15 protein-coding genes and 1 pseudogene are annotated in these 13,974 nt (G+C 40.8%); 12 read left to right on the forward strand and 4 right to left on the reverse strand.

What is annotated here, in order from left to right:
• Positions 1-3: 3 nt before the first annotated feature.
• Together J8M01_RS12795 and J8M01_RS12800 are read right to left on the reverse strand one after the other, a co-directional pair.
• The gene (locus J8M01_RS12795) at positions 4-300 is read right to left on the reverse strand and encodes an EscU/YscU/HrcU family type III secretion system export apparatus switch protein (protein ID WP_192506870.1); all 297 of its coding nucleotides are present in this window, start codon (positions 298-300) and stop codon (positions 4-6) included.
• Positions 301-311: 11 nt separating this feature from the next.
• Positions 312-2,636, reverse strand: coding sequence for a hypothetical protein (locus J8M01_RS12800; RefSeq protein ID WP_211058224.1), 2,325 nt, complete (start codon positions 2,634-2,636; stop codon positions 312-314).
• A gap of 103 nt (positions 2,637-2,739) precedes the next feature.
• On the opposite strand from J8M01_RS12800, the gene ccmA reads away from it, so the two are divergent.
• Genes ccmA through J8M01_RS12850 form a run of 10 tightly spaced genes read left to right on the forward strand, consistent with a single transcriptional unit; the run spans position 2,740 to position 10,466 of the window.
• Complete coding sequence (gene ccmA, locus J8M01_RS12805) at positions 2,740-3,360, forward strand: cytochrome c biogenesis heme-transporting ATPase CcmA (RefSeq protein ID WP_192506872.1); 621 nt, start codon at positions 2,740-2,742, stop codon at positions 3,358-3,360.
• Positions 3,360-4,046, forward strand: coding sequence for a heme exporter protein CcmB (gene ccmB, locus J8M01_RS12810; protein WP_192506873.1), 687 nt, complete (start codon positions 3,360-3,362; stop codon positions 4,044-4,046). Before ccmA ends, ccmB begins: the two co-directional genes overlap by 1 nt.
• 1 nt (position 4,047) lies before the next feature.
• Positions 4,048-4,785: a heme ABC transporter permease gene (locus J8M01_RS12815; RefSeq protein WP_192506874.1), complete on the forward strand. Its 738-nt coding sequence runs from the start codon at positions 4,048-4,050 to the stop codon at positions 4,783-4,785.
• Positions 4,786-4,787: 2 nt separating this feature from the next.
• Positions 4,788-4,991, forward strand: coding sequence for a heme exporter protein CcmD (ccmD, locus tag J8M01_RS12820; protein WP_192506875.1), 204 nt, complete (start codon positions 4,788-4,790; stop codon positions 4,989-4,991).
• Positions 4,988-5,467, forward strand: coding sequence for a cytochrome c maturation protein CcmE (gene ccmE, locus J8M01_RS12825; RefSeq protein WP_211058225.1), 480 nt, complete (start codon positions 4,988-4,990; stop codon positions 5,465-5,467). The genes ccmD and ccmE overlap by 4 nt, the downstream gene beginning before the upstream one ends.
• A gap of 1 nt (position 5,468) precedes the next feature.
• Entirely contained in the window at positions 5,469-7,433 is a 1,965-nt protein-coding gene (locus J8M01_RS12830) for a heme lyase CcmF/NrfE family subunit (RefSeq protein WP_210996213.1), read from the forward strand.
• A complete protein-coding gene (locus J8M01_RS12835) occupies positions 7,430-8,002 on the forward strand; it encodes a redoxin family protein (protein ID WP_192506878.1) in 573 nt (190 codons plus the stop codon). The genes J8M01_RS12830 and J8M01_RS12835 overlap by 4 nt, the downstream gene beginning before the upstream one ends.
• A complete protein-coding gene (locus J8M01_RS12840; RefSeq protein WP_192506879.1) occupies positions 7,999-8,460 on the forward strand; it encodes a cytochrome c-type biogenesis protein in 462 nt (153 codons plus the stop codon). Before J8M01_RS12835 ends, J8M01_RS12840 begins: the two co-directional genes overlap by 4 nt.
• 8 nt (positions 8,461-8,468) lie before the next feature.
• Entirely contained in the window at positions 8,469-9,731 is a 1,263-nt protein-coding gene (ccmI, locus tag J8M01_RS12845) for a c-type cytochrome biogenesis protein CcmI (protein ID WP_211058231.1), read from the forward strand.
• Positions 9,732-10,466 (forward strand): VacJ family lipoprotein, encoded by a 735-nt coding sequence (locus J8M01_RS12850; protein WP_211058226.1) that lies wholly within the window; start codon positions 9,732-9,734, stop codon positions 10,464-10,466.
• Between the two features lie 87 nt (positions 10,467-10,553).
• Here J8M01_RS12850 and J8M01_RS12855 read toward each other — a convergent pair whose 3' ends face one another.
• Together J8M01_RS12855 and J8M01_RS12860 are read right to left on the reverse strand one after the other, a co-directional pair.
• A complete protein-coding gene (locus tag J8M01_RS12855; protein ID WP_192506881.1) occupies positions 10,554-10,838 on the reverse strand; it encodes a hypothetical protein in 285 nt (94 codons plus the stop codon).
• A 288-nt stretch (positions 10,839-11,126) separates the two neighbouring features.
• A complete protein-coding gene (locus J8M01_RS12860; RefSeq protein ID WP_211058227.1) occupies positions 11,127-12,698 on the reverse strand; it encodes a cation:proton antiporter family protein in 1,572 nt (523 codons plus the stop codon).
• Positions 12,699-12,906: 208 nt separating this feature from the next.
• Between J8M01_RS12860 and J8M01_RS12865 the strand changes: the two genes are divergently transcribed.
• Together J8M01_RS12865 and J8M01_RS12870 are read left to right on the forward strand one after the other, a co-directional pair.
• Complete coding sequence (locus J8M01_RS12865) at positions 12,907-13,650, forward strand: sporulation protein (protein WP_192506883.1); 744 nt, start codon at positions 12,907-12,909, stop codon at positions 13,648-13,650.
• A gap of 65 nt (positions 13,651-13,715) precedes the next feature.
• Positions 13,716-13,974, forward strand: a pseudogene (locus J8M01_RS12870) (GNAT family N-acetyltransferase); the annotation flags it as partial.

Here is a 13,974-nt window from a genome sequence, read left to right on the forward strand (position 1 = left end):
TAATTAGGCTTTAATATCTAGCTTGCTATTAAAGCCTTTCCACCCAGGTGGGAACTGCCCTCTTAGTACATAAGAAAATGCGATAAGCTCTGCGATAACATAATAGAGCTCTTTAGGGATCTCTTGATTTAAATCGAGCTGGCTTAATGTACTGGCAAGACTCGCATCTTGATGAAGCATTATTCCTTTATCCTTTGCGAGCGTAATTATTTCGTCAGCCAGTTCACCAAAGCCTTTACACGCGACATGTGGAGATTGGCCGGCTTCATAAAGTAAGCCTATCGCTGTTTTTTGTCCCATTTTAAATTCCCCTATACTTGTATATTGACAATAGCATGACTGTCAAAAAAAGCATCTACTTGCTCTGCGTTTTCATTTAAAACTATCTCACTTACTTGTAACCCGTGTGCTGAAAGTTTTCTTCGCAGACCATCTATATGGGGTGCAGCTAAGTTACAAACTTGTGCCGTGGTACCTAACAACTCACATTCTAATGCCTTATCCATAAGTTCCGCATGTGCACTGATTTTACCTTGTTGTGCGTAGTCAAAATTTAAGCGAATGAACCAAACCGTTTTTTCTGGCATATTCTCTTTGGCTTTTTTCTTATATTGGCCAATTTGTAGCTCGGTTTGTTTACATTCTGGAGGGAGTTTCATCGGCATAAATAAACTCAATAGTAACTGGGCGTCAGAATCAAATTTTGTGGCATTTGGACTGGGTACCAGATTTGTTTGGTGTGCGTTATTTATTTGTATTAAATCATCTAATAATTGAGAGTTTAGTTGCGGCAAATTTTGTAATAACTGTTTTGATTGCACCCCTTTAAATTCCGGGGAGAGTGTTTTAAGCAAAGAATGCAGTCTTTCAAGCTGTATATCTTCACTAAACCCTTGTGTGGCTTTGGGGGCGGCAAGGAGTGTTACCAGTAGTTTGTCTAATGCCTGAGTATAGTTATTACTACTTTGGCCGTGTGTTTCCCTGATAGGGGTTCTTGAAAATTGCGTAAAATGCGGTTGTAACTCATGAAGTATTTTAGGTGCAGATATATTCTTTTCATCGATCATTCGGTTGAAAGCATTGTGTACTAGCCTAGTTAGATCAACAGAGTCGCTACTTTTAAAATGACTAATTGCGTCTATTTTTTGGGTGAGGATTTGGGTGAGGATTTGGGTTGTTGGTAAGTCTTTATATGCAGGTGATGGCTGTTTTTCTAGACCAAGTATTGTTTTAAGTAATGCGCGTTCGATAGGCAACTTAGGCGTGTAGGAAAGCTGTTCATAGTGTATACGTGAAGGCGGCAACTCATTTGGAAAGTTTAACAGCGGTGCGGCCGTGGGTTTTACTATGCTGCGCTTGAGTGCACTCCAATCAGTGCGTGAGTCATATGCATTGTTTGTAGACAAAACTTGGCTTGATAGCTTTTCGGTAGCCATCAAAGGACTTTGCATTGATAGCGATTGTATTACCGTGCTTAACCTTGAAAGTAAATGCACAAGAGGGGCTTGTTCAGTTCGGCTTGCTGAACGTAATACTAAGGTTGTATCGAGTGTCGTTGGTAGCTTTTGGTGATGCTGACTATTTTTTGCAATAGTAGACTCGGTGTTCATTGTCGTTGTAGTTTGATTCTTTTGGTTAAGGGATTCAAACGGCTTAGCAATCAAGTTGTTTAGTGCGCTTTTAACCGCATCTTTGATGTCTTGGAAGGTGATATTTACAAGCGGTTTATTGTAGCCAAGCGTATTATCAGACATTGGTTTGTGGGTGTTTGATATTGAGCTGTTGTTTGCTAAAGGTTGAATGTCAGAGAATTGACTTTTAATAGGTTGCGCTAATGTCAGAGCGTGTTTTTGAGGGATTGCTGTGATGTTGATACCTTGACTATGCTTTGTAATCGATGCTTGTTGCCATTTAGCGGTGCTCGTAATATTACTTGTTTCCACTTTGGTATTAGTCAGTGTGAATGATTGCTGAGATTGCGAAAATTTCACCTGAATATCCTGCTTATCCACCAGTATAAAAGGCGTGACTTTATTTGATGCTAACAGCTCTGTGAACTTTTGTTTGCTAATAGCACCAGTTAATAACGGGTCTTTAAACTGATTGAGTAAAGTAAAAGTAACTTTTTGTGGTGCAGCTTGAATATTAGCTACAAGCTTAGACTCGTTTTTGAGTATTTCTGATAAAGCAGGATTAATTGCTAAGTTAATACCAAGTTTTTTGAATTGAAGTTGTGGGTTTGGGGTGTGGGTGACGCTGACGTTTTGTTGAAGGCTCGTTGAAGGGTGAAGTCCTTTGAGCAGGTTAACGAGCGCCATCAGTTCATTTGCTGCTTTAACCTGAATGCTTTGTTCTGGCGTGTTAAGTGTTAATGTTTGCCCATTGTTTGCGACAGTAACATGTGCAAGTTCAATTCGTGAAGGCGCCGCGCTCCCGTTTTTAATAGCCAGTCGCATTGGTTGCCACCGGCCGTTTAATTCTACATCCATTTGCAGGCTATCAGACTTAATCACCACATTCTTAGCCATAAACGTTTTTGGTGGAGAATGCTGAACGCTATTTGTACTAGCATCGCTTAAAACTGTGCGAGTGTCAGATGTACTCGAAGTTTGAATGTGAATTGGTTGTTTATTCATTATTTTAAATCAAATTTTCAGTAATCGTTGGTGTTGGATTATTCGTATTACCATACCATTATGGTAGACTAACGCCCAATTTTGAGTAGCGAGAATCACCAATTTGCTAGAGATAAAGTCGGTCACTTGTGTCAAACAAGAGCGTTGTTTGTTCGAATCTTTAAGCTTTGCTTTAGAGTCAGGTAAAATCATGCAAGTTGAGGGCCCAAATGGTGCGGGTAAAACATCTTTATTGCGCATTGTTGCAGGGTTTGCAAATGCGGATGAAGGTAATGTAATTTTTAACGGCCAATCAATTACTGACCATTATGATGAGTTCGCTACTCAATTGTTATTCATAGGTCATAAAACGGGCGTGAATGGGCAATTGACAGCCTATGAAAATGTCTGTCATTGGCTTGATGTACATGGCTATGAACGTCCAACCAATATTTATGAGGTGTTAGCCAAACTTGGTCTGGTTGGCCTTGAGGACGTGCCTGTACGGACACTATCGGCAGGACAGCAACGACGAGTCGCGCTTGCGAGGCTATGGATGAATAACGCTAAACTATGGATACTAGATGAACCTTTCACTGCCTTGGATAAAAAAGGCGTGATATTACTGCAACAACAATTCGCTCAGCAATTAAGCCTAGGTGGGTCGATATTATTGACAACCCATCAGGATTTAACCACACATTTTGACGATTTAAAAACGCTTGTTTTGGAGTACCGTCATTAATGAAAATATCTCATTCATATTGGCAGTTATTTTATGCAGTCTATAAAAAAGACCTTACGTTAGCATTTCGTCAACGTGCAGAAATTGTTAATCCATTGCTGTTCTTTTTAATTGTTATTACATTATTCCCGCTGGCGATAGGTCCGGAACCTGCGCTGTTAGCAAGAATGGCTCCAGGCATAATTTGGGTCGCAGCTTTACTTTCTACCATGCTTGGGCTAGATAAAGTCTTTCGCGATGATTTTAATGATGGTTCCTTAGAACAATTAATTGCTTCAGCATACCCGTTACCATTATCAGTGTTAGCAAAAGTACTGGCCCATTGGACAACGACTGGGTTACCAATGGTATTGATGGCACCTGTTTTTGCATTACTCATGAATTTAGACAGTCAATTACTCAGCGCGATGTTATTAACATTACTGATCGGGACACCACTTTTGAGTTTTATTGGTGCTATCGGCGCGGCATTGACTGTTGGGTTACAAAAAGGCGGGATATTAATGAGCCTTTTGGTGTTACCTTTGTATATACCAGTACTAATTTTTGCGACGTCCGCCATTGATACAAGTAGCATGTCATTGGCTTATGGTGGACAACTCGCGATCCTCGGGGCTATGTTAGCAGTAGCAGCTGTTATGGCCCCTTTAGCAATATCGTCAGCTTTAAAAGTGAGTGTAAGTTAACATGTGGAAATGGTTACATCCCTATGCAAAAGCAGAGCGTGCATATCAATTATGTAATACGCTACTGCCTTATTTTACAGTTATTACCGTCGTGTGTTTAGTTGTTGGTTGGGTTTGGGGGCTCGCTTATGCTCCAGCCGATTATCAGCAAAAAGACAGTTATCGTATTATCTTCATTCATGTGCCTTCTGCTATTTTATCCATGGGAGCATATTCATCAATGGCCATTGCGGCCATCATAGCGCTGGTTTGGCAAATAAGGAATGCCGAATTGGCGGTTATTGCCATAGCTCCAGTAGGGGCGGCAATGACGGCAATTGCATTAATTACAGGGGCCGCTTGGGGCAAGCCAATGTGGGGAGCTTGGTGGGTATGGGATGCACGGCTTACATCTGAATTAATATTATTGTTTTTATATTTTGGGGTGCTGTCTCTATATCACGCCTTTGAGGATAAAAAATCAGCTGGACGGGCGGCTTGTATTTTAGCAATTGTTGGTGTTATTAATTTACCTATAATCCACTTTTCAGTTGAATGGTGGAATACGTTACATCAAGGTGCAACAATTACTAAGTTTGATACATCTGCTATTGATGCCTCAATGTTGTGGCCGCTATTAATAAATATTGCGGCATTTGCAGGCTTTGTTGGCGTAATTACGCTAATTCGTTTGAAAAATGAGATCTTACAATGTGAAAAGCATCGCCCGTGGGTGCGAGATTTAGTAAGTCGAGGTTAAGTATGCAGTTTGAGTCATTTAGTGATTTTATTTCGATGGGTGGATATGGTTTTTATGTCTGGTTGTCGTTTGGTAGTTGTGCATTGGTATTATCATCGGTTTTGATAAGTTCTTTATTTGATGGGAAGCGGCTTAAGCAGCAAGTTAGGTTGCAGATTGAAAGAGAAGCTCGAATTAAAAAAGCTCAGCAGGAGCAAGCAGTATGAATCCTAGACGTAAAAAGCGCATGCTTGCAGTACTGGCGGTTGTGTTTGGTGTCGGCTCCGCGATAGGCTTAACCTTATATGCGCTGCAAGAAAATATAAACTTATTTTATACGCCAAGTGAGTTAATTGATGGTAAAGGCGAAAACAAAGAAAAACCATTTGTTGGTCAAAAATTACGAATTGGCGGTATGGTTGTTCCAGGCTCCGTAGTACGAGATGAAACAAGTTTGGATGTGACGTTTAAACTCGCTGATAAAGGTCCTCTTGTGACCATTAAATACCGTGGTATTTTGCCCGACTTATTTAGAGAAGGTCAGGGAATAGTTGCGCAAGGTACGTTAATTGAGCCAGATGTTATTGAAGCATTTGAAGTACTGGCAAAGCATGACGAGGAATATATGCCCCCAGAGGTGGCGGAGGCGGTTAAAGGAATTAAGCACGTTAAACCTACCTACAATTTAAATAGCGAGAATTAATATGATCCCAGAGATTGGCTATTTTTCGCTTGTGCTAGCGATGGCATTGAGTCTGTTGTTGTGCATATTTCCGATGTGGGGGGCTTATACTGGAAATTTAAGGCTGATGCGAGCTGCACCATCATTGGCTGTTGGTCAGTGTTTGTTTGTGTTAGTGTCGTTTGCTATTTTGATTTATGTAACATTGATAGATGATTTCACAGTTGCGTACGTTGCACACCATTCAAGTACAAGCTTGCCTTGGTACTATAAAGTCACTTCGACATGGGGAGGCCATGAAGGCGCAATCTTACTGTGGTTAGTGATGCAGTCAAGTTGGACGGCGCTTGTGGCACTGATGTCTAAGTCACTTCCTTGGGTGCTTAGAGCCAGGGTCTTGGGGGTACTGGGCTTTCTTGGTGTAGGTTTTATGCTGTATACCCTCTGGATGTCGAGTCCGTTTGAGCGCTTACTGCCCTACTTTCCGGTAGAGGGACGCGACTTAAACCCATTACTACAAGACCCTGGAATGATCATTCATCCACCTTTACTCTATATGGGGTATGTTGGTTTATCTGTGTCTTTTGCGTTTGCGATAGCGGCACTATTAACAGGTAAGTTGGATAACACTTGGGCTAAATGGTCACGACCTTGGACGATGGTTGCATGGGGCTTTTTGACGTTAGGCATCACTATCGGTAGCTGGTGGGCTTACTCAGAGCTTGGCTGGGGAGGGTGGTGGTTTTGGGACCCAGTGGAAAACGCATCGCTGATGCCATGGTTAGTCGCAACAGCATTACTGCACTCTTTAGCGAGCACAGAAAAGCGCGGGATCTTCAAGTCTTGGACTGTGTTGTTGGCCATTACAGCGTTTAGTTTATGTTTACTTGGTACCTTTATAGTTCGTTCTGGCATTATTGTATCAGTTCATGCGTTTGCAACAGATCCAGATAGAGGACTGTTTATTTTGACTTTTTTACTCGTGGTTGTCGGCGGCAGTTTAGCTTTATATGCTATGCGAGTGTCTGAAGTAAAAAGTGAAGGGCGGTACAAACTATTGTCTAGGGAAGTCTCACTATGGGCCAATAATATATTTTTGGTGGTTGCGACGCTAATTGTGTTGTTGGGGACATTGTTACCCATGATCCATAAAGAACTGGGGCTTGGTTCTATTTCTATTGGTGTGCCATTTTTCAATCAAATGTTTTCAGTGCTAATTGTGCCTTTTGCACTATTACTTGGAATTGCACCTTTATTAAGATGGAAGCAGAATAAATTGACACCACTGGCGAAGAAAGCGCTAGGTTTAGTCGCGGCAGCATTACTGTTAACAGCTTCTTGGTTATATAGTAGTTACGATACCGTCTCAATACTTACCTTTGTGGCAACGGCACTAGGGGTTTGGATTGTATTGGGTGCTCTGTTAGATATTTTTGAGAAGGTGACGGTAGAAAAACATATCCTGAATGGTTTTAAGCGACAAAGCATGAGCTATTGGGCAATGATCTTAGGTCATGTAGGGATCGCGTTTGTGGTTGCAGGTGTAGCACTAACATCTGCGTATTCAGTGGAGCGCTCAGTGAGTATGAAAGCTGGTGATACCGCGGTCCTTAATGAATACACATACCGGTTTGAAGGCGTGAAGGAAATTCGAGGCCCTAATTACAGTGGCCATGCAGGCGTCGTCAATGTGCTAAAAGAAGGGAGTATAGTGACTGAATTGTATGCAGAAAAGCGTTTGTATGATGTCGGTATGCAATTTATGACTGAGGCGGCAATCGATGATGGCTTTTTCCGCGATTTATACCTAGCTCTGGGTGAGCAATTAAGTAATGGCAACTGGTCATTGCGGATTTATCACAAGCCATATGTACGTTGGATGTGGTTAGGCGGATTATTGATCTCTATAGCTGGTTTCTTGGTTGTGGCAGATAAGCGTTATCGTAGACGACCTAAATACACAGAGACGGCAGAGGCTAAAATATGAATAAGAAATTGATAGCAATCATACCATTTTTGATATTCATGTTTTTATGTGTGTTTTTGTACCAAGGGTTATTTGGTAATCCTCGTGAGTTGCAAACAGGCCGTATAGGGCAGGTAATGCCGAGCTTTACGTTGCCTGATTTAATGGTCGATGAAAAACAGTGGCAAAATACAGACTTACTCGGTGAAGTGTATTTACTGAATGTGTGGGGCACTTGGTGCCCAACATGTATTGCTGAGTTAGGCTACTTAGCGCAGCTTCGAAGTCAAGGTGTTCGTATTATTGGTTTGTATTATGAACAAGCTTATGACCCAGATTTTGGCGACCAGTTTGATATGAATGCGCTTAGAGTAGAAGTGAAGTCAATGTTAGACAGAGCGGGAGATCCGTATCAATTTAATATTTTAGATTTAGAACGAACATTGGCACTAGATTTAGGTGTATCTGGCGCACCAGAGACATTTTTAGTTAATAAAGAAGGGAAAATATTGCTACATCATACAGGTGATATCAATCCTCGAGTGTGGAGAGCGAAGTTTGCACCAGCTATTCAGGAGCTGTCACAATGAAATATGTATTGATGATATTGACGATGCTAATGAGCTTCGCAGGACATACGGTAGAAGATAAGTATGAATTTTCATCGCAAGAGCGTGCGGCAACCTTTAAGGAGTTGACTCATGAACTTCGTTGTCCGAAATGTCAGAACCAGAATATTGCTGATTCTGATGCAATTGTAGCGAAAGATTTGCGAGATAAAGTCGTCACTTTGGTCCATGAAGGGAAAACAAAGGAAGAAGTGATTGATTATATGATCGATCGTTATGGTTACTTTGTACATTATCAGCCACCGGTCACGCCTGCGACAATTATTTTGTGGGTATTGCCCATTTTTATAGTGGTAGTTGGTTTTGGTTTTATCGTATTTCGGCAAAAAAAGGCGTCGAGGAAGCAAGTGTGGGATGCAAATGATGAAGCTAAGTTGACTAAATTGATTGCTCAGTATCAGCGTAAGGAGCAGCAATAATGAATGAAATGATGCAAATGTGGGGTATGTTTGCGCTACTCACTGTGTTAGCGCTGTTATTTGTTGCAGTGCCTTTTTTACGAAAAGAGAATGTACTAACGTTAGACCATGATGCGAACGCTGAGCGGATAGTGATTTACCATCAACGTCTTGATGAATTAAAACAAGACTTAACTAGTCAACGAATAGAGCAAATTATTCATGATGAATCTGTGCTTGAATTGAAACAAAGGCTCTATCATGAGTTGTCTCCAGAGAAACAACTCAATAGCCGAGGTAATAATCGAATTTTCGCCCTGACTGGGGTGGCATTTACATTAGCTGTTAGCAGTGTTTTTTATAGTTTTACAGGTAGTCAGACGCAAATAGAGAACTGGTATCATGCGATTGAAAAACTGCCTGAGTACGGAGAGAGAGCCGTCATGCAACAAGGTGAACCTCTTACTCAGAATGAATTGCAAGCTTTTGCATTAGGGCTTCGTACCAAGTTAGCCAATAGTGGTGATGATGCTGTTGCGTGGATGCTACTTGGCCGTGTTGCAATGTCACTTAACGACTATGAAATGGCAAAACAAGCGTTTGAAAAAGCACTGAGCATGAACCCAAAAAATAATAATATTTTGGTCAATTATAGCCAAGTATTGCTAGTGGAAGGCTCCGAGACAGGAATGAACCGTGCTGCTCAAATGTTATCTCAAGTGCTACAGTCGGATCCGAAAAATATTGATGCAATTTCATTACTCGCATTGATAGCTTATGAACGTCAGGACTGGCATGAAGCTAAAAGTGCATTTGAAGTGTTGCTCTCTACAATAAACGAGTCAGACCCACGGTATAGCATGATTTCTCAACGTATTGAAGAGATCACAGCGCGACTGATTGAGATTGAACCGCAGCCAATGTTAGGGACTCCTATACTTTCGGTGACAGTCACGTTGGCGGAAGAGTTACGTTCTTCATTGCCAAATAATGCAACTTTATTTGTGTTTGTAAAGGCTGCTGATGGGCCAAAAATGCCGCTTGCGGTAGAAAAACTTACAGATTTTAACTTGCCTTTAACTGTCACTCTAGATGATAGTATGGCAATGATGCCAGAATTAAAACTTTCGAGTTTTGAAAATGTGATCATTACGGCACGTGTGTCCGTAGATGGTTCCGTTATGATAAGCCCTGGTGAACTTGAGGGAGAATCCCCAGTCATAAGGCTTACAGAAGGCAATCAAAAACATACCGTAGAGATTAGTCGTGTAATTACGAGTACAGGAAGCTAAATGTTTAAACCTATTTATAGTGCACTGATCGCACTAACGATTCTTTCAGGCTGTACGAGCGTTCCTGAAGAGAAGAAAGACGAACGAGATCCATTGCAGTCTATAAACCGTCCAATTTATGACTTTAACATGGATGTACTAGACACATATATTCTTCGCCCAGCAGCGCAAGGGTATTTAGCAGTAACACCCACACCCGTAAGAGCGGGCCTTGTTAATTTTACGACTAATATTGCAGCGCCTATCGATGCAGTCAATGCGGGTTTACAAGGTAAGCCCGGTGATATGGGGATTAATGTTGCGAGGTTTTTAATTAATTCAACAGTTGGCGTGCTAGGTATATTTGATGTTGCCAGTAACTTTGGATTAGAGCATAAAGATGAGGACTTTGGTCAAACGTTAGGGGTTTGGGGAGTTGGTGATGGTGCGTACGTGATGTTACCTGCAATGGGGCCTTCAACGGTACGAAATGTCGTTGGCGATGTGGTCGATAAAGTCGTTTTACCTGAAATTGCATTAACTACACCGCAAACTCTCCTAATTTTTGCGTTACGCGCAGTGGAGGCGAGAGCGTCGCTTATGGCGCAAGAGAGTTTACTAAAGGAGTCTTTAGACCCATATGTATTTATGAAAGACATATACTTTCAACGTCAATTATACGAGCTGCATGATGGAAACCCACCTGTTAATGAAGAACCAACTGACTTTGATGAGGACTTTTTAGAAAACCTTTAATGGTTTTCATTTTTTAGATAATAAAAAATAGGCTGGCGACGGGCATTGCCAGCCTATACGGGAGTATGTAGGCTCCCATAATTCTGTCTAGTGCATGACGCAACGCTGCTTCCGATAAAACCCAAGCGCATTCAATTTCTCAATTAAGGCAGGATCGTCAAGGCGCTGTGGGGTTGCTTGCTCCCTTAAGAAATGTTCAGCGGGAACTGAGTGTAGATCTAACATTTTATGAAATAAAATACTGCGTATTGTCAACGCTGTCATTCCGTTGTCTTGAAGCGCATCTAAACGGTTTTGCAAATCAGAAAAAGGGCCGGCTTTGATATCATCAACAACAGCAGAGAATTGATTTACTGGTTTGGTTTTAAGCATTTTTTTACCCTCTTAGGAATACTTTAACACTGCGGGAGATATTCATAGATACTCCAAGAATTAAATAATTTTTGTGTTAAAAATAGATACTTACGTATTTTCGAATAAAGCCAGTGTACTCTGTTTTATGCTGAGATTACTAACTTAGATGTAAAGTTTTGTAAATCGCAGGGGGGGATAATCGGGGAGAATTTGTATCGATAATCTAGACGTCTAGAAGTAAGATATTGATGCGAAAATAAAAATAGTTCTCAGTACCTTTTATAGTACTGAGAAAACTAAATGAATTTAAGAAAACAATTTTTGCTTTACGTGTTCTGCGAAACCACTACCGGCTTCTAAATAGAAGTTATAGGTGTAATCAACGCCCATATCTTCGAGTTCTTTTTGCTGATCTGGGTAGTTTGCTATTGCAGTTACTTGTCCGCTGAAGCCAGATGCATTGAGCTGCTCTAGTGCATATATATTTTGCATATGTTTAGGCATAGCAAGCATCACCATTTCGACATTAGAATGATTAACTCGTTGCCAAAAGTCAGGGTCTGTTGCATCGGCGAGCAATACTCTTCGGCCACGCTTAACATGTCGTTCAACGACTTCAGGTTTTATATCTATCCCAGCGATAACACCTGAGTTGGAGGTTTCGATGGTTTCATATGCACCCGTTCCTATTCTGCCCATGCCAAAAATGACGATTTGTGTATTGGTTAAATTCACCGGAAGCTCTTCTTCTAAGCGTGTGGCGCTTTCGAACTTGAGTAATAAAGGCTCGAGTTTGACATATATTTCATTTGCTCTTTTGTTTAGCGGCGATGCGAGAACAAATGTGAGTGAGACCGCAATAGCGACAACGGCTAACCAATCAGAGGTAATTGCACCGCTAGACGCCGCGACAGCACAAACAATTAAGCCAAATTCGCTGTAATTAGAGAGTGTAAATGCACTGAGTAGAGACGTTCTTGCGCGTAATCTAAAGAGATTAGTAAAAGCGTAGTACAACCCAACCTTTAAAGGTAAAATAATGACAAGTAGCAAGGCTATGAACAGCGCATAGGCTGATATGTTCGCATTTAATCCGATGTTTAAAAAGAACCCAACAAGCATGATATCTTTTAAATTAAGTAATGATTTGGATAGTTCACCTGCTTTCTTATGTGGAGCAAACATCATGCCGATAATAAGCGCTCCTAGGTCACCCTTAAGACCAGCAAATTCAAATGCATGATATCCAATGATGAGGGCAAAGAAAAAGCCAAACAGGGGCAGTAATTCACCATGCTTAGAGCGATTTAAGACCCAAAACATAATAGGTTTGAATACGAATAGACTGACAAGTAATACCAAAGCCCACATGTTGGGTACTTTACCGGTACTTATAGCCAAAAAGGCCACAGCAAAAATATCTTGCATAACGAGAATACCGATAGAAATCTTGCCGTGAAGTGTTGCCATTTCTCCACGCTCTTCTAATACTTTGACAGCAAAAACAGTACTTGAAAAGCTGAATGCGAAGCCGACCAGCATAGCACTTGTCAACGATAATTCTGTAAAGAGCGGCAGTGATGCATAGGCTAATAAAAGTAAAAGGCTAGTGAAAAATGCAGTACAAACGACGATATGTAATGTTGCTGGGGCCCATACTTGTGGTTTGATTAAGTTTGAGAGCTTAAGTTTCAGGCCTATCGAAAATAATAATAATGTTACGCCTAAATCAGCAAGGGAGGTTAATAACGCTGTAGTATGGTAGCCAAGTAAATTGAGCACGAAACCAGCCATTAAAAAGCCAATAAGTGGCGGCAATTTCAACTGATATACAGCAAAACCACAAACAAACGCTATGGCGAAAAACAGTAATTCCATTTGGTAACCAACAGTCGATAATGAGTAATTAAAGTGTATCAAAACTCACTGATTTATAAATTAATTTTTTTAAAACTAGGGAGAACGTAATTGCGGTTAACTGGGTTAAGAATAAGATATTCTGTCTAATGAGGTAAATTTTCGCTGACAAGAGTGAATATTTATGGTTAAGATGCCAATAAAGGAGCAATCTCGAACAGGAGACTTAATGTTTAAAAAAATCCTTGCATCAGTGGGTATCGGTGCCGCGAAAGTCGATACTGTTTTAGAAACTGAGCATTTGAATCCTGGACAAAAATTCCAAGCTCAAATTATTGTGAATGGCGGTGATGTTGTACAAGAAGTCTCAGGGCTAGAATTAGCTTTAATGACGCGGATAAAACATGAAAGTGATGATGGAGAGTATTTTACTAATCATGTTATTGAAAAGTGGCATATCGGTGAACGGTTTACTATAGGCCCAGAAGAGCAAGTTGTGATCCCATTTGAAGCACGTTTGCACTCTGAAACCCCAATCACAGAAATCAACGCTGGCTATAACTATAGTTTTGTATGGTTAGAAACTGGGCTTGACATTGATTTAGCATTGGATCCATCGGATAAAGACACTTTACATATTTACCCTAACGAAGCCGTTAAAACTTGCATGGCAGCAATGGAGAAGCTGGGTTTTTCTTTAATTAAAGCCGATGTTGAACAAGGTTACTTGAAAGCGTCCGATTTTCAGTCTCTTTCTGGTTGTTATCAAGAGTTAGAGTATAGACCGAACAACCAATCTATATTTGGGATACAAGAAATTGAGCTTTCTTTTGTGCCAGAAGCACATAAAACACATGTTTTGATTGAATTAGATAGAGCGTTTCGCTCAGATGGTTATGTGGATTTAACTATCGAACATGATCAAGTTAATCTCAGCACAATTTGCGATCAGTTAGAGCGATTGTTTGCATAATATGGGCTAATAAAATAAATTTGAGCCCAGCTAATATGCTGGGCTTTTTTCTTAGGGAATGAACGATGCAGTGGCATATTAAACGATTTAGTGAACTTGATACGATAACGCTGTTTCAGATAATGAAAGCAAGGGTGGATGTGTTTGTTGTTGAACAAGCATGCCCTTATCCTGAATTAGATGACATTGACCACCATTTAGATACGTATCATATTTATGCTCAGCAGGATGACGTGATAACCGCGTATGCCCGTACCTACCGTAAGGGCATACGTACTTGTGCAATAGGGCGTGTTTTAGTCCATGAAAAGCATAGAGGGGTGG

This window comes from Pseudoalteromonas sp. MMG005 (assembly GCF_018101015.1).
In the GTDB taxonomy this organism is placed as follows: domain Bacteria; phylum Pseudomonadota; class Gammaproteobacteria; order Enterobacterales; family Alteromonadaceae; genus Pseudoalteromonas; species Pseudoalteromonas aurantia.